Genomic DNA, 16,524 nt, shown 5'->3' with positions numbered 1-16,524 from the left:
GCGATACTATGACAACTAATTTACCGATAAAGTTGGAGCGTTTACCCAAAACTTTGCCAAGAGAAGGAGCTGTTAGGGTGGAGTTAGCACAAGGAGTGCTGATATTTCGCATTTCTAGGTTTTTCCTGGAGCGAATTGGAATATTAACGGCTAAAAGAAATGTAGCTGAACTCACTTCAGAAGAATTACAATAATTGCAGGATTATGAAGAATTAAATAATTATCTTAGTTGGGTTAATCAGACAATTGTCCATAGTTTGCATTATCCCTTACAAGGGACGGTCGATCGCTACGATGACCCTTTTGAACCTACTTTACCCCCGGAAGAATGGGAAGTGCTGCAATGATAATACTGAGCTTTGCAACAATAAATCGATCGACCCATTTACAGAATGTCGCATTTTGCTACCTTGGTAATTCGATCGCGATCCTTGCATCCAAACAATTCGCCGGGATTTCAAGCAAGATGGTAAATATAGGTTATCTGTGAGGGCTGGGCTAAGCAGTCGGACAGTTATATTTCGGTTGAGTTTCATAAATTGTCGCCCGACTGCTTCGCCCCTACAGAATTTCCGTACCAAGTTCCAATCCCGATTCGATCGGCCAAGTCAGAATAGAAAAGAATAGATTCTCAGCGTTATTGCTGATATTTTACCCAGAAGACAAAACTCTCAGCCAAAATGACATCGCCAAATGTGCCGCGCAACGCCTACACAGATTCACCAGAACAGCATCCCAACCTAATTCTGGGTAGCCTGCAATTGCTGTTCTGGATTTTCTTCCGTCCCTCAGCTTGGCGAAACCATCTCAAGCGCAATCCAGCTTTGTGGAAATTACGAATACAAGCATTCCTAGTCGTGCCTGTTCTAGCCAATTCAATTGTTGTTGCCTTCGTACTTTGGTTATTAGGTGCGCCAGTAGAAAAGATTGCATCGGGCGTAGTGTTAGGTGTGGTGTCGGGTGTGGTGTCGGGCGAGCTGTTGACCAGCTTGGGGTTCAGCTTACGAAAGGACAAGGAGTTGAACGTGGCGCTCGGCATAGCGTCAGGCATGTTGTTGGGCGTAGCGTTGGGCGTATTGCGCGGCGTGGCATCGGACTTGGTGTGGGGCGTGGTATCAGACTTGTTGCGCGTGGCATCGGACTTGGTGTGGGGCGTGGTATCAGACTTGTTGCCCGTGGCATCAGACTTGTTGCGCGTGGCATCGGACTTGTTGCGCGTGGCATCGGACTTGTTGCGGGGCGTGCAATCCGTGGCATTGGACTTTTTCAGGGGCTGGCTGTCGGACATTATGTTGCGGCAATCGCTCACGATATGGGACTGGCGCTGGTGGGTTCCGCAGTGGAGGTTAATGGTGTTGATGTTGGTGTTGAGCGCGATCGGGAGGCTGGCGACGGGGACGAAGGAGCCGAGCGTGGAGGAGAGCGTGGAGGCGGGCGTGGGTGTCGTGGTGGGGGGCGTGAGTGTCGTGGTGGGGGGCGTGGTAATCGTGGTAGCGGGCGTCGTGTGGGGCGTGGCAATCGTGGTAGCGGGCGTCGTGTGGGGCGTGGTAATCGTGGTAGCGGGCGTCATGTGGGGCGTGGTAATCACTATAAGCTTATGCCTGCCAGTGGTACTGTATCCCTTCCTGACAGGATGGAATATTCTGGTCTACCAACTGGACAAACTACGCACAGCTAATAAACCCAGTTTGTTACGTTGGCATTCGGCTTTTTGGGATGAACGACAACGCCTTCCTCTATATTGCTTAGACAAGCACGTTCTCTTAGTAACAGAGCGTAATCCAGAAGAGGCCAAAGCTGCTTTTAAATACTTGAGTACAAGTCGCCAGCGTTGGGCAGCACCAGCGGTACAAATTGAACTTGATGCACGGGGGTTAGAACGTTGTAAAGATGTAGCTGCTATCGGTAAAGCTCACCGCAATCTAGCCCTTGGAGAACTCGATAGCCCAGTTAGTTTTCTCCTCAGTGGCTTTAGTCGCATCAGCGAGGACATAGCAGCAGCTCTCTACCAAAACAGTTCTTACAACCAACGTTTAGCCCTAACTGCTGTGGCAGACAAACTAAATGGTTTAGTTCTAGGGTTGACCCGCAGCAGTGACAAATATGCGCCACGCTTTCGCCCCATTGCTACCCAATGGCATGAAATTGTCACCAACTATGTGCTGCAACTGGCAGAAGCTGTCGAACTACGCCAAGAAATCGATAACCCTTATATCATCGGCGTGCCTCTTACAGAACAACAGATAATCTTCACAGGACGTACTGATATCGGCACGCGCATCGAGCAATTACTCCTAGACCGCCGCCGCCCTCCTTTGCTACTCTACGGTCAACGGCGCATGGGCAAAACTTCCCTCCTCCACAACCTGGGACGCTTGCTACCCAGCAATATCATTCTCATGTTTGTAGACTTGCAAGGGCCGGTTTCATCAGCGAGTGGTTATGCTGGTTTTCTCTACAATATCGCTAGGAGTATGGCAGACTCAGCCAAGCGCCAAAGTGCGTTAACTCTTCCATCTCTTAAGCGCGAAACACTGCAAGATGACCCTTTCACCCGCTTTGATGAATGGCTGGACGAAGTAGAACAAGCGCTACAACAAAATATTGCCCTGCTTGCCTTGGATGAATTCGAGGTGCTAGATAATGCCATCACAAAAGGACGCTTTGATCGGGAGGATGTTCTGGGAATGTTGCGTCACCTGATTCAACATCGTCCCCGCTTCAAAGTGCTGCTAGCTGGTTCCCATACAATAGAAGAATTTCAGCGTTGGGCTAGCTATTTAATCAATGTCCAAGTCGTTCATATCAGCTACCTGAAAGAACTCGAAGCGCGTCAACTAATTGAGCAACCCGTCCAAGATTTTACCCTGCGTTACGAACCCAATGCGGTCGATCGAGTTTTGCAACTCACCCGCTGTCACCCTTTCCTAATCCAACTCCTCTGCGCTGAAATTATCGCACTAAAAAACGAGCAAGATCCATCTATCCGCCGACTGGCAACCTTAGCCGATGTCGAAGCAGCAATACCAGAGGCTTTAAGTGTTGGCAGTTTCTTTTTTGCCGATATTCAAAGCAATCAAGCAGATGCAGCAGGATTAGCTATTTTGCAGTTTTTGGCAGCACGAGGAGAAGGGGCAATAGTCAGCCGACCAACTATTTTGCAATACTTTCCAGATAAATACGATGCTCTCAATTTACTTCTGCAACGCGAATTGATTGAGGAAGTTAGTGAGGGCTACCGTTTCCAAGTTGAATTAATTCGCCGCTGGTTTGCATCATCTCTGTCTGTCCTGTAGCCTACGGCGAGATGAAGATATTGCCTGTAGGGACACAACAGTGTTGTGTCCTTCATAACTTTAACTACTTTAGCTTTAACCCTGCGGTCGCTGAATAATTGTTTCAGCTACCCGCCGCTTAACTTTTGGATCGATACCAATCAGCCGCACGTATTCGCCGCCGTGTTCCGCCAAACAAGTTTCTAAAGATGCAACCACATCTTTTTCCTGTGCATTGTTAATCGTCGCGCAACTTTGCCAAGAACCAGTCTTAAATCGGCGATTATCTGCATATTCTATGCCAATTTTGCAGCCTCTTGCTAATAACTGTTTTACTTGTTCCAATACCTCAGAACTCAGCCGCGCCGCATGACCGTTACCACCTTCAGAACTTGGCTCAACGTAAGCCTTATAATATTTGGATGATGGGTCGTTTAATTGACTTTGCGTTGGCCCAGCAGCCGCAGCATTGGGGGTTCCTTGAACGTTGAACAGGCGCGATTGGTTGTATTCATCTACTAAGCGCATTTCCTGAATCCGCTTTTGTTGACCCACCATCAAACTGCCCATTTCTAATAAATGAGCGAGGCTGAAATTCGGGTTCTGGAAATCTGGCGCTGCTTCCAAAGTGTTTACCAAACGTTTGGAAACTTGCTCGATTCCTATTTTGTGAATAAATTCGCGGATTTGTTCGTCGTAAATGCGCGATCGCAAAGCACTAAAAAAGTCGATCGACTGATCGATAAAATTATCAACTAACCCCACAATATCGGTTTTTGATAATTTGTCCGACTCAAAAATTCCCCCAACAATGCCAATTTTATCATCGCGGCTGGGTTCCCAATAAAACTTCTCCATCCGCCCGTCGCGAATCAGCGGCGCGTACAGGGTAGAAAAATCATTTCCCGTGACAATAATCGGCACTCGGTGCAGCGGCGTACTGTCATAACTTCCCGGTAACTGCACGTTAGTTGGATTATCAGCAATATTCATCAGAGTCGCATTGACCATCTGAGTATTGACAGTATATTGAGTAGTAGAATCGAACCTGCCAGCACCGGCATCCAAATCATTAATAAAGATGGCGCACATCTCGCCGCGCACGCGAATTTGCTCGGCAGCTTCCCGGTAGCGCAAGCGAATTAAACGCGCCGGATCTCCGGCATCCGGGCTTTCTAATTCCCCACCAGATATCATCACCGGTTCAAAGCCCATCCGCCGAAAAACCAGTTCGGTTTGAAAAGTTTTGCCTTCTCCTTTGCGGCCATGAATTCCCAAAATTAGGGGAACTCTTACCCCAGGCAAATTTAAAAAGTTCTTAGTGACGTGCACCGCAACTTTATCGAGAAAGTTAGGAGAAATGTAATAACTCATCAGTAGATTTGTGAGGGATTAATTGAAGTTACTGTTATGATTTTATGACAAAACTAACAGCCTGCACCGCTAACCTGGATTTTTACCGTACAATCGAGGTCTGCATATTATGTGTTAAGGAGCGATTCGTGAGTCCAGAAACCTTACTAAAAGAACCAAACGTGCAAGCCGAAGCCAGTCCCTTCAGTTCTGAGAGCTTCGACAGCTATGTAATGACGACTTACGGGCGTTTTGCGATCGCCCTAGAACGGGGCCTGGGCTGCCGCGTTTGGGATACCGAGGGCCGCGAATATCTCGATTTTGTGGCTGGTATTGCTACCTGCACTCTGGGACACGCCCACCCGGCAATGATTGCAGCGGTAACTCAGCAAATTCAGACCCTGCACCACGTTTCTAATCTTTATTACATCCCCGTACAGGGCGAGCTGGCGAAGTGGCTTGTAGACCATTCTTGCGCTGACAGAGCCTTCTTTTGCAACTCCGGCGCAGAAGCTAATGAAGCGGCAATTAAACTCGCCCGCAAGTACGCCCACGAAAAATTAAATATCTCGAATCCGACGATCATTACCGCCGTTGCGAGTTTCCACGGGCGGACTTTGGCGACAATTACGGCAACGGGACAGCCTAAATACCAGAAGGGTTTTAGCCCTTTGGTTCCCGGATTTCACTACGTGCCATACAACGATATTAGTGCGATCGAAAGTGCGATCGAGCAACTCGACAAAGACGAACGCCAAGTAGCAGCAATTATGCTGGAAGCGCTGCAAGGCGAAGGCGGAGTTCGCCCCGGAGATATCGCCTACTTCCAGCGCATTCGGGAAATTTGCGACGAAAAAGGCATTTTGCTTATTCTCGACGAAGTGCAAGTCGGGATGGGACGCAGCGGCAAATACTGGGGCTACGAAAACCTCGGCATTGAACCCGATATCTTTACCTCTGCCAAAGGATTGGGCGGCGGTATCCCGATCGGCGCTATGCTGTGCAAATCTTTCTGCGATGTATTTGAACCGGGAAGTCACGCCAGCACTTTCGGCGGCAATCCTTTTGCTTGCGCTGTAGCTTTGTGCGTTTGCCAAACTTTAGAACGGGAAAACCTTCTAGAAAACGTGCAGCAGCGCGGGGAACAGTTGAAAGCAGGCCTCAACAAGTTGGCGGCGGCATATCCGCATTTAATTGCCGAAGTGCGCGGCTGGGGTTTGATTATCGGGATGGAATTGCAAGCTGACATCGAACTTACATCCGCTGATATCGTCAAATCTGCGATCGCCGCAGGAGTGCTCTTGGTTCCCGCAGGGCCGAAAGTGCTGAGGTTTGTCCCGCCACTGATTGTCACCGCCGCTGAAGTCGATCGAGCTCTGCTGGCAGTGGAATCAGCGCTGCGCTCTCAAGCGGTACAGTAAAATTTACTGAGTTGATTTTTGTTAGCTGTAGCACTGAAACTCGCGCAATATCCTAGATAACTCACTTAGTCGAGGACACACTCTTCCTCAGAAACCGGGTTTCTTTCGAGATTCCTCGTTACCAAACCCAATAGTTTCCCAGAAGCCCGGTTTTTTGGCCTAAGTCCGATCGGGGTAAAAGTAAACCCGCCCCGCTGCAAGTCTGTCAGGGCGGGTTTGTCAAATTTAGAACTCTCTGTGAAACCCGCCCCGAAAGACTGACGGTGTTTTGAACTGCGATTTTACTAAAGAGCAGCGCGCAAAATTATACTATTAGCCATTGCAGGTGCTAGTTTCCCTATCTGCCTGTCTGTTGGGACTTGTGAATCCTGGTTTAACTATTTCGCCCCCTTCCCACTAAACGAAGTACCGTTATAGTGGGAAGGGCGGGTGACGACGATTGCATCCTCAAGTAATTTTGGGACTCGCTTTCAAGAGAGAAAATATGTAATCCTCGTCACAAAATTTTTTCGTAATGCTTTGATCATCAACTGTATATTGTGAGAGAATAGAATAACCAAGGAGGTGATGTTGATTGCTACACAAGGCTATCCAAGTTCGTTTGTATCCTACCCAAAATCAACAAATACAAGTAGCTTCAACTTTTGGGGGTGCGCGTTGGTGGTCTAATTATGGTCTAAATAAATCAATTGAAGTTTATAAAAAAACTGGTAAAGGACTTGGCTTCTCCGGACTCAACACACTTTTACCTGCTCTCAAAAAATCCGAGGCCAGTGTAGGGTTAGGTCAGTATTACAGCCAATTTAGGCAAGCTACTACGCTCAACTTAACGACTGCATACAAAAAGTTTTTTGATGAAGTCGCGGGGTTTTATAAGTTACTAGATCAAGCTCAAGAACGGTTATTTCACACTCGTAAAAACGGCAAGTTTGTGTGTACTCTAATTTTAAATTATAGGGGGGGGATAAGTAAGACAAAAATAAAGAGATATAGATTAAGTGAGGGTAAAATTCCGACTTCAATTATTAGTAAAAAATATTCAGGGAAATATCTGGCATCTATACTGACTGAAATCAAAGCTGAAAACCAGAGAACAAAAGAAAGTAGGATTGCGGGCAGGGATTTAGTATTGAAATACTTTGCTATTGTCCCCGATGATGAAAAAGTATCTAAATATGACTTTAATGCTAAGCATTTTGCCAAGCACGAGAAGATCTTGAAGCGCAAGCAGCAAAAGTTTACAGACCAGCAGAAAAGAAGTAATTCTGAATACAAATATAGAAAAGCGGTTGCCAAGGTATGCGAACGGTTTAGGAATTCGTGGCAATATTTGCTACATAAACTTAGTTATAAGTTGGCCTGCGATCGCCTCGCGGTCAGAGTAGAAAACTTTCATTTCTGGAACAGGATTCGCAATCAAAAGTTGACGAAAGCAAGATCAGATGAGGTTTTGGGAAGTTTTACCAACTTCTTAGCCTACAAGTTGGAACCCAAAGGCGGGAACTTAGTCGAGATTGATAGAGGGGTTTCCACTTCCAAACTTTGTTCTAATTGTTTCCATCTAATGGCCGAGATACCATTAGATATGAGGGAAGGGACTTGTCCTCACTGTGCTACCGATCGCGATCGGGAGGGGAACGCAGCGATAAAGATGAAAGCAGAAGGTATCAAAATACTAAAGGCGGAAGGTTCAGCCGTTTCGGCTTTAGGAGGCGAGGTAAGACCAAAGGTTGGACGAAAGTCTCAGCTAAGGCACTCGCCTATGAGTACAGAAGCCCCTACTATATTCGGTACTACGATTTAGCGGTGGGTAGTTCACTTGGTTGCACGGAAGCAGCGCTCCTATGGTTAATAGTTTGGCGGAATGCACGATGGACGAACAGCGTCGCAAAACTGATGTTAATATGCTCCAAGCGCTGCTGGAAAATCCTGGGGACTCAGGAATAGATTTGATTTTGAGGACGAACCCAAAGTCGATCGACTTTGGGTTCGTGCAAACGCTTTATTTGGAAGAAGTGGCACTGACGCGAGAAAGCTTGCTGAAAGCTGCAAAATTTTTCCAAAGGGCGATCGCACCCTTAGAATCTGCAAAAGGCAATTATAAATTGCCCGCAAGGGGGGCAGCCTATCTGGCTTTTTTAGCAGAAGTATTGCAGGCAGTCGCGCGCGGCCCTGATTCGCAGCACCTGTACTCGCTGCTGAGAAACAATTTAGACAAACTCGACCAGAATTTCGCACAACTGCTGCGCCACTGGGCCACTTTGGTGATTCCTGCAGCCAAAGAATCGGAGACTAGGCGGATTGCAGCGTTAATCGGCAATCTGAGCAACAAAATTGGGCGGTTTCCCCTCGGCAGCAAAGCTCACAACTTGGAAATCGAAATTGCCGGTTACGAAACAGTTGCCAAGGTGTTTACCCGCAAAGACTTTCCCCAAGAATGGGCGGTGATGCAAAACAATCTGGGCAACGCTTATAGCGATCGTCCCAAAGGTGATAAGGCTCAAAATATCGAACAGGCGATCGCTTGCTTTGAAAATGCCCTACAAGTACGCACGCCCGAACAGTACCCGGAACAGTGGGCGACGCTGCAAAACAATCTGGGCAACGCTTACAGCGAGCGTCTCAGGGGAGATCCGGCAGACAATCTAGAACAGGCGATCGCCTGCTATCAAAACGCGCTGCGAGTTCGCACCCGCGAAACTTTCGGGGAAGAGTGGGCGAGCACTCAAAACAATCTCGGCCGCGCTTACAGCCGGCGGCTGCGGGGCAACCGAGCTGAAAATCTGGAACTGGCAGTCGCTTGCTACCAGAATGCTTTGCAAGTCTACAACCGCAAGGTGTTTCCCCGGCGTTGGGCTACAACTCAAAATAATTTGGCAAATGCTTACTGCGAGTTGCTGCGGGGCAACCGAGCCGAAAATCTCGAATACGCGGTTACGTGCTATCAGAGAGCTTTGCAGGTGCGGACTCGGGAAGCTTTTCCGCTGCAGTGGGCGACTACTCAACGGAATTTGGGCCGGGTGTTTGTCGATCGCATCAAAGGCGATCCGGTGGAAAATTTGGAAATGGCGATCGCCTGCTATCAAAATGCTTTACAAGTCTACACCCGCATCAAATTTCCCGAAGCCTGGGCTTCGATCCAAACTTACCTCGGTAGGATCTACAGTCGGCGGGTGAAAGGGGAAAAAGCCGAAAATATGGAAATGGCGATCGCCTGCTATCAAAATGCTTTGCTGTTTTGCAACCGCCAAAAATCTCCCGAACGTTGGGCCATGCTGTGTGCCTACCTCGGCCGCGCTTTCTGCGAACACGTGAAAGGGGAAAAAAACCGCAACCTCAAAAGCGCGATCGCCTGCTATCAAAATGCGGCCGAAGTCTACACCAAGCAGGCATATCCCAACCGCTGGGCAATGCTGCAAATTTATCTCGGCAGGGCTTATTCGCAACTGACGGAGGCGGAAAACTTGTCGCACATGGAAAGCGCGATCGGCTGCTATCACAGCGCCTGTCAAGTCTACACTCGCGAAACCTATCCCCACCGCTGGGCTGAAATTTTATTTTATTTGGGTCAAGCTTACCGAGTTCGAGGCGACTTGCTTCGCGCCTACGGGGTTTTTACTGCTGCGGTCGATATTGTGGAATTTTTGCGTTGCGAAGTTGGAGTTGATACAGTCGATTTTGGCGATCAGACGACTACCGCAAAAGTCAAATTAACCCGCACCTGGGCTGGACTCTATAAATGCCTGGTGCAAGTTTGCTTGGAACTCGGCGCCAGCCAACCTGAATATTACGCTAAGGCTCTGGAATACGCCGAACGCCACAAAAATCGGAATTTGGTACAACTGCTGGTTAAATGTCACTTGACTCCGAAAGCCGAAATTCCTGCCGCGGTGCGAAGCGAGTTGGAGTCGCTGCAACTGGAAATAGCGGGGGAACAGCGGCACCAAGAACAGGGAGAACCTGAGCCGAACACGACCTTGATTTCTGAGGGGGATAGCCAAGGTTTGAACAGCGGTTCTCTGCTGCCGAACTCGGACTTCATGCACTTAAATCAATTGTGGAAGCAGTTGGATAGGTTGATTGGGCGGGAGGTGCAGGCAAAGGATCCTTTCTTCAGCCTAGCTCACAAAGTTGAACCGATCGCTTTTGAGCAAATTCGCCAATTGTTGCCTGATGACAATTGCGCTGCTGTGGTGTGGGCGAGTTTGGGGGAGTTGCTGGTTGCTTTTGTGGTGGTAAAGAGTGCACAATATCCCACCGTTCACCTGTGTTCGTCGGAAAATGCTTTGGCTGCCGAAAGTTGGGGCCAGGAGTACCTCAGCGCTTATTCTGAACAAAAAGGTCGCTGGATCAATCATCTCCCGGCTCGCCTCAAACGCTTGGCTGCGATACTGGAAATCGATCGAGTGGTGGCGCTGATTCCCGATAATTGCGATCGGCTGATTTTTGTGCCGCACCGATTTTTGCACGCTTTGCCACTCCACGCTTTGCCTTTGGCGGGGAGAGACGGGTTTGAGGACGGTGGGGGAATTTTTAGGTCTGGGTGGAGCGATCGCAGCGGTTTTGATGTGGAAACCTACAGCCTTTCGGATTTTTCTCAAAGTTCGTCTTTTGGTGAGGTTGCAGCGCCTGCTGCTTATTTGATCGATCGATTTGCCGGAGGAATTCGCTATGCTCCTAGCTGTCAGCTATTGCTGTTGAGACAAAGTGCACACGGAGCGGCTATGGGTCGGTACAGAACAGGTTTGCAGCACCTTTTGGCAATTCCAACTTTCACCAGAGATGCGTTCTACAGCAACATTGAAATCGGCAAGATTTCCCAGTATTTTGCCAATACAGAAGTTATGCGCCATAAGCCGGCAATTAAAGAGGCTTTTTCCCAAGAAATGTCTGCTAATAATGGGAATTTGCCCCAGCAAATAGGGCAGTTGCAGCAGAAAAAATGCGCTCATTTTGCTTGTTTGAGTTTGCTTAATTTGGCTTGGCCACTGAAATCGGCAGTGTTTTTGAGGAATGATTCTCTGAGTTTGGAGGAAATTTTTAATCTAGATTTTCGGGAATATTTTTTAGTTACTTTATCGGGTTGCGAAATTGCCGCTGGCGGAGTTAGCGGTGCTGGAGGAGATTTTGTGGGTTTGTCGGCCGGTTTGTTGTATGCTGGCACGTCTAGTGTGGTTAGCAGTCTTTGGAAGGTGAACGATGTTTCTACGCTGCTGCTGACGAGCAAGTTTTATGAAAATCTGGGACGGTTTTCTCGGTTGCAGGTGGGAGATGTGGCGATCGCACTGGGGGACGCTCAAAGGTGGCTGCGGGATTTGACTGGCGAGGAATTGGAGGTGTTGCTGGCTGATTTTCAACCTCAAATTTCGCAAATGTTCGATCGGCTTTCTCAAAGTTCTCGCCTGATTGCGGAGGCTTCTTTGCAGCAAATTCGCAACCGCAAACCCTATCCTTTTGCTAATCCTTATTATTGGGCGGCTTTTACTGCGGCTGGGGTTTAGTTATTAGTCATTTAAAAACCCGACACTAACAACTTATTTAAAGTTGTCAATGTCGGGCATAAATTAAACAAATTACAGCAAAAGTTTAGGACTTTTTGCCGAAAATTTGTTCTTTCAAGGCTTGAATTTCTTGACCTAATTGTTGCCGGTTGGACGATCGCAGCAAATAGCGGTAGATAAACCACCCGGTGTATCCGATACCAATTAGCTCGAATGTGGGTGCTAGCAGGGGGATGTCGTTGAGTTCATCTATTATCCCCAAAAGCACTTTCAAAGAGACAATCGAGGCTACAATTACACCGATAACAGTCAGAGGACTTTTGTACTGTTCGTAAAAGCTGCCGATGTAAGCGGGAAACTCGGACAAAATTGAGATAATTTGTTCTTTGATCTGCTGGGTCTGACTTGGCGGTTCTTCGGTAATTATGACTTTTGTTGTACCGCTTGAACTGTCTGCTTCATTTCCGGCAGGAATTTCGGTAATGATAACGGTTGTTTCTGGTTCGTTTGATGAAGTCATTTCTCCACTCGCAATAGTTGTTTGCTGGTTGGCGGCAGGTATTTCAACTGCTGCTGCGACTGTTTCAAGAGCCGGTATTTCGACTGCTGCAACCTCCCCGTCGGTTGGTTCAAGAGCCGACACTTCGCCTGTTTCTGAAGTCGGTATTTCGACTGCTGTAACTTCCACTGCTGGTTCGACAGTCGGCGTTTCGACTGTTTCGAGCGCAAGTTTTTCGACTTCTGAAACCTCTGCTGCTGATGGTTCAACAACCGGGGTTTCGATTGTTTCAATAGTCGGTGTTTCGACTTTTGAAACCTCCGCTGCTGACTGTTCTGTAGCAGAAGTTTCGGCGACTGTTTCTGCCTTTGGTTGTTCTGGGGTAGAAGTTTCGTCCGCGACACCAACAGCCGGCAAATTCAAGTTGCTAATGGCATCAAGCAAACGGGTTTTAGCCGTTCCTCGCTGGTGAAGGATTACCCAAGATTCTATCAGGTCGGGGCCGTGCATTGCACCTGTCAGAGCGGCTCTGAGCGATCGCATAATTAGCCCTTTGTTAAGATTTTTCTCTTTACTGAGCTTTTTAGTGATTTTCTGAGCTTCCGCTGATGTCAGGGACGAATGACTTTCCATAGCTTCTACAACTGCTTGTAAAGCCTGTGCCGCCCCTGTTTGCTGCAATTGTGCGAGTGCTTCTTCTTCGTATTCCACGGTGGTGGAGAAGAATACCTTACACATATCCACAGCATCGGTTAAGCGAACGAGACTCGGGCCGATTAAAGCAGCTATTTGTTCGAGCCAGGGGCGGTCTGCCTCCAAGTCAAACTCATAACCGCCTTTCTGCCACCAATAAGGTATCAGCAAATCTGTCAATTGCGGCACTGGCATTTTGTGCAGGTATTGACTGTTAAGCCAATTGAGTTTATCCCAGTCAAATTTTGCACCGGCTTTGTTGACTCGATAGAATGTAAATAATTCTGCTGCTTCCGACAGTGTAAATATTTCCTGCGTTGAATCCGGCGGAGTCCAACCGAGCAAAGTCATGTAATTGACTAAAGCTTCGGGGAGGTAGCCCATATCTTTGAAGTCAGAAATCGAGGTTACGCCGTCGCGTTTAGAAAGCTTTTGCCCTTGCGAGTTTAAAATCAGTGGCGTGTGGCCAAATTCTGGGATTGTCGCGCCCAAAGCTTCGTAGAGCAATATTTGTTTCGGAGTATTGCCGATGTGATCTTCGCCACGGATGACGTGGGTGATGGCCATGTCGATGTCATCGACAACTACTGCGAGGTTGTAGAGGGGTTGGCCGATGACACCGCCGCTGGATGCACGGGCAATTACCATATCGCCGCCGAGGTCGCTACCTTTCCAGGTTACGGTGTCGCGTACCATGTCGTTCCAAGAGATGGTGCGATCGTCGTCGATCATAAAGCGAATCACAGCTTGTCGCCCTTCGCCTTCAAAAGCTGCGCGCTCTTTGCTTGTCAAGTTGCGGTGGCGGTTGTCGTAGCGGGGGGCTTGTTTGTTGGCTTTTTGTGCTTCCCGCATTTCGTCGAGTTCTTCCGACGTGGTGTAGCAGCGGTAGGCGAGTCCATTGTCTAGAAGGGTTTGGACTGCTTTGCGGTATATTTCCAGACGCTGCGACTGAAAACTCGGGCCTTCGTCCCACTCCATACCCAGCCAGGTGAGTCCTTCGAGGATGTTATCGGTGTATTCGCTTTTAGAACGTTCTACGTCTGTGTCTTCTACCCGCAGGATGAATTTGCCACCTTGGTTGCGGGCAAACAGCCAGTTGAATACGGCGGTTCTGGCGGTACCGATGTGTAGGTTTCCGGTTGGACTGGGGGCTAGACGGACTCTGACATTCATGTAGATTTTTGCTTTTAGATTGGGGGCGATTTGCTGGTTGGGGGAATAGCTGATGTTTAAGACTTTAAATTTTATTATATTTTGTTGCCGAATTAACAGTTGTGCTTGGCAGGTGCTTTGCCTGGAATTGCTTGAGATTCGACTATAGGGCGATCGGGTGAAACTCTCCGGCATGGCAGGAGAGGGCATCTTGATGATAATAGCTTGCGGGTGGTCAAGACAGGATTCACCTTTGGGACTATTTTTCACACCCCAAATAACTGCTTTAGGAGTACCCAAGGCGCACCTGATAACTATTTATCCTTGTAAAATGTTTGTGTGCGATCGACGACATTAAAATATATTTCCCTATGTCTGCTGCTAAAACTGAGTTTTCCGAATCTGTTGCGCCCTCACCCGAGTCTGTTGCGCCTGCTTGGCAGATTGAGTTGCTGTACGACGGTGAATGTCCTCTGTGCGTGCGGGAGGTTAATTTCTTGAAAAAACAGGACGCGGGGCGAGGTTTAGTGTCGTTTGTGGATATTGCGGATGATAGCTACAACCCGGAGGCCCACGGCGGAATCGACTACGAAACGGCGATGGGGCGGATTCACGCGGTGTTACCCGACGGTACGACGGTTAAAAATGTGGAGGTTTTTCGCCGTACCTACGAGATTTTAGGTATGGGCTGGGTTTATGCTGTGACTAAGTTACCAGTGATCGGGGCGATCGCCAATTGGCTGTACGGAATTTGGGCTGACTGGCGGCTGAAGCTGACGGGAAGGCCGGATTTAGCAACAATTATGAGTTCACGAACTCAGCGGATCGAGTGCGAAAGTCAGGGCCGCTGCCGACCCAACTCGAAATGAGTCATATTTACTAAGTTCGATCGGCCTATCAGAAGATGTCAGCAGAAACAGACTGCAACTAACATTAAAGATGGACTACTATTAAAGGTCAAAAAAAATGCAAGATGCAGGCTATACAGTCTTCATGGGCTTCGGTGGTCTCTGGATACTTATGGGAATTGCTGCTGTGATTTTCCTATTAAAATCGGACGGTCAAAAACTTAGGTTTGGCAAATGGGGATTGCTAGTTGCGATTCCGATTCTCGTGCCCATCGTCCTGGTTTTGACATATCAGATCGCCCGACACTTTATTTCCTCACACCTTTGAGCGCTGCTGGGAGTCGCTCTTTAAATTTAATTATAGGCAAAGAGTTTGCGGAACTTGTTAGGAGAGTTCTAGGAAAGAGCAAGGAATATTAGGAGTCGTTGATGGGGGTGGAGTGGGTGCCACAACTTCGCGCTGGACTAGGCAGAAACTAGATACCATCCAAAAATTTGCTAACAAGCACTTTCCATTCAGGCAGATCGCGTATGTCAGTCAATGCTAAATCCCTCAACACATCTTTAGCTTGTTTATGGTAGCTTGTAAATTTTGAACGTAGAAGCTCTTCCTGCTCAAGCTTAGCATCACTAGAAAGGATAGAATTAACGGTTGCCAATAGTGCAAGAGTGATAACAACTGCGACCCCAGCCGCCGCCACATCAAAAATACCTGTAGGTGGAAGAAATGATTTAACAAACAAAAAGAGGCTGGAACCCGTTGTTTCAGCTAAAAATGTTGGCAGGATAGCGAGCGCAGCTTTAGAAGACAAAACTTTGCCAGTGTATAAGTAATACAAAGACCCTATGGCAACTGCCTGTGTTGCGGTAATAAATGCTGCGCTGCCCGGAATAAATGCTTGACCTGCCACTGCTATCAAAGCTACCGCAATTATTTTGACTCCATAAGACTGCTTTTCAGCCATGTGTCTTGCTAGCAGCAGGTCTTTTCCCTTTTTTTCAAGAAATTCCTCAATGGCACTGCGTAGCGGAAAAACTCCTCTAATATCCATCTTGGGATTACGGCTTTTAGGATCGTAACCCTTCGTACAAGTTGGATAAATCTTGTCTACCTTTAAATCGTTTTTCCACTGATTGACTACATCGTCTACAACCGTTGGATCGAGATCATCCCACTCATCAATTTTGTTAAGAACAACAAAAAATGAATCACAATGCTGCCTCAAGTCATCTAGGCTTTTCTTTTGTGAAGCATCTGATGAACCAGTTACTACAAAAATGCCAACATCAATATGCCTCAAAAAATTCTTGGTGACTTCACTATTCTCTGCACGCACATCGTCAAGACCTGGTGAGTCAATTAAATAAACCTTTTCATCAAGTTTTAGAATTGTTAAATCTTTAGTAACGCCCGAAACTGCTCCTACCTTGGCAATTTCTAAAGCTTTTCTTCGGCTCAGTTTCAACAAAGCATTAATGAGTGAGCTTTTGCCAGAACTTACCTTGCCGATAATCGCAATGTTGAGGGATTGGGATAAATCAGGTGCTTGTTCAACAAATTTCGCTTGTACTCGGTCAAAAAAGCTCTTTTCGTCTAACCCGTCGAAGGCTGAGTCACGCATTTTCCCTCCTCCTCTAATATCGTTTACGCAAATGATTGCTATAAATGGGTTTTGGTAAGCATTCTCCTAATCAACCCGTGATGTATAGCAATCCTAAATCATTATCATGAGTACGGTACAATTATATGCAATACTTGATTATGACAAAAAAAATGAATAA

General features: G+C 47.6%; 11 protein-coding genes and 1 pseudogene. 8 read left to right on the top strand and 4 right to left on the bottom strand.

From position 1 onward, the window contains the following. The first annotated feature begins 8 nt into the window (after positions 1-8). The 3 genes from QUA42_RS06510 to QUA42_RS06500 all read left to right on the top strand — a co-directional run bounded on the left by QUA42_RS06510 (position 9) and on the right by QUA42_RS06500 (position 3,296). Complete coding sequence (locus QUA42_RS06510) at positions 9-194, top strand: hypothetical protein (protein WP_333136142.1); 186 nt, start codon at positions 9-11, stop codon at positions 192-194. Continuing rightward, entirely contained in the window at positions 195-347 is a 153-nt protein-coding gene (locus QUA42_RS06505) for a hypothetical protein (RefSeq protein ID WP_333136140.1), read from the top strand. A 333-nt stretch (positions 348-680) separates the two neighbouring features. After that, on the top strand, positions 681-3,296 hold the full coding sequence (locus QUA42_RS06500) for an AAA family ATPase (protein ID WP_333136138.1): 2,616 nt from the start codon (positions 681-683) through the stop codon (positions 3,294-3,296). 75 nt (positions 3,297-3,371) lie between these two features. Here the strand turns inward: QUA42_RS06500 and QUA42_RS06495 are convergent, their stop codons facing one another. Next, entirely contained in the window at positions 3,372-4,649 is a 1,278-nt protein-coding gene (locus QUA42_RS06495) for a ribulose bisphosphate carboxylase small subunit (protein WP_333136136.1), read from the bottom strand. A gap of 128 nt (positions 4,650-4,777) precedes the next feature. Between QUA42_RS06495 and QUA42_RS06490 the strand changes: the two genes are divergently transcribed. From QUA42_RS06490 to QUA42_RS06480, 3 genes are all read left to right on the top strand, one after another. Continuing rightward, complete coding sequence (locus tag QUA42_RS06490; RefSeq protein ID WP_333136134.1) at positions 4,778-6,049, top strand: aspartate aminotransferase family protein; 1,272 nt, start codon at positions 4,778-4,780, stop codon at positions 6,047-6,049. Between the two features lie 574 nt (positions 6,050-6,623). Beyond that, positions 6,624-7,853, top strand: a complete 1,230-nt coding sequence (locus tag QUA42_RS06485; protein ID WP_333136132.1) for a transposase — start codon at positions 6,624-6,626, stop codon at positions 7,851-7,853. A gap of 40 nt (positions 7,854-7,893) precedes the next feature. Beyond that, the gene (locus QUA42_RS06480) at positions 7,894-11,550 is read left to right on the top strand and encodes a CHAT domain-containing tetratricopeptide repeat protein (protein WP_333136130.1); all 3,657 of its coding nucleotides are present in this window, start codon (positions 7,894-7,896) and stop codon (positions 11,548-11,550) included. Between the two features lie 85 nt (positions 11,551-11,635). On the opposite strand, the gene QUA42_RS06475 is transcribed toward QUA42_RS06480, so the two are convergent. Both QUA42_RS06475 and gltX read right to left on the bottom strand, forming a co-directional pair. Next, positions 11,636-12,070 carry a CAAD domain-containing protein gene (locus tag QUA42_RS06475; RefSeq protein WP_333136394.1) on the bottom strand — a complete coding sequence of 145 codons (435 nt, stop codon included), beginning with the start codon at positions 12,068-12,070 and terminating at the stop codon, positions 11,636-11,638. 402 nt (positions 12,071-12,472) lie between these two features. Beyond that, positions 12,473-13,915: pseudogene (gltX, locus tag QUA42_RS06470) on the bottom strand (glutamate--tRNA ligase); the annotation flags it as partial. A 350-nt stretch (positions 13,916-14,265) separates the two neighbouring features. Here gltX and QUA42_RS06465 point away from each other — a divergent pair. Continuing rightward, positions 14,266-14,763: a DUF393 domain-containing protein gene (locus QUA42_RS06465; protein ID WP_333136128.1), complete on the top strand. Its 498-nt coding sequence runs from the start codon at positions 14,266-14,268 to the stop codon at positions 14,761-14,763. 97 nt (positions 14,764-14,860) lie between these two features. Further along, the gene (locus tag QUA42_RS06460; RefSeq protein ID WP_333136126.1) at positions 14,861-15,070 is read left to right on the top strand and encodes a hypothetical protein; all 210 of its coding nucleotides are present in this window, start codon (positions 14,861-14,863) and stop codon (positions 15,068-15,070) included. A 148-nt stretch (positions 15,071-15,218) separates the two neighbouring features. On the opposite strand, the gene QUA42_RS06455 is transcribed toward QUA42_RS06460, so the two are convergent. Then, positions 15,219-16,364: a GTPase gene (locus QUA42_RS06455; protein WP_333136124.1), complete on the bottom strand. Its 1,146-nt coding sequence runs from the start codon at positions 16,362-16,364 to the stop codon at positions 15,219-15,221. Positions 16,365-16,524 lie beyond the last annotated feature (160 nt).

Origin of the sequence: Microcoleus sp. Pol11C2, from assembly GCF_036701505.1 — a bacterium.
Classification (GTDB): Bacteria; Cyanobacteriota; Cyanobacteriia; order Cyanobacteriales; family Microcoleaceae; genus Microcoleus.
This window is presented reverse-complemented; position numbering and strand designations above follow the sequence as displayed.

Coding starts and splice junctions, on each gene's coding strand:
- QUA42_RS06495 (WP_333136136.1), bottom strand. CDS start 4,649: ATGAGTTATTACATTTCTCCTAACTTTCTCGATAAAGTTGCGGTGCAC.
- QUA42_RS06475 (WP_333136394.1), bottom strand. CDS start 12,070: ATGACTTCATCAAACGAACCAGAAACAACCGTTATCATTACCGAAATT.
- QUA42_RS06500 (WP_333136138.1), top strand. CDS start 681: ATGACATCGCCAAATGTGCCGCGCAACGCCTACACAGATTCACCAGAA.
- QUA42_RS06510 (WP_333136142.1), top strand. CDS start 9: ATGACAACTAATTTACCGATAAAGTTGGAGCGTTTACCCAAAACTTTG.
- QUA42_RS06455 (WP_333136124.1), bottom strand. CDS start 16,364: ATGCGTGACTCAGCCTTCGACGGGTTAGACGAAAAGAGCTTTTTTGAC.
- QUA42_RS06480 (WP_333136130.1), top strand. CDS start 7,894: ATGGTTAATAGTTTGGCGGAATGCACGATGGACGAACAGCGTCGCAAA.
- QUA42_RS06460 (WP_333136126.1), top strand. CDS start 14,861: ATGCAAGATGCAGGCTATACAGTCTTCATGGGCTTCGGTGGTCTCTGG.
- QUA42_RS06465 (WP_333136128.1), top strand. CDS start 14,266: ATGTCTGCTGCTAAAACTGAGTTTTCCGAATCTGTTGCGCCCTCACCC.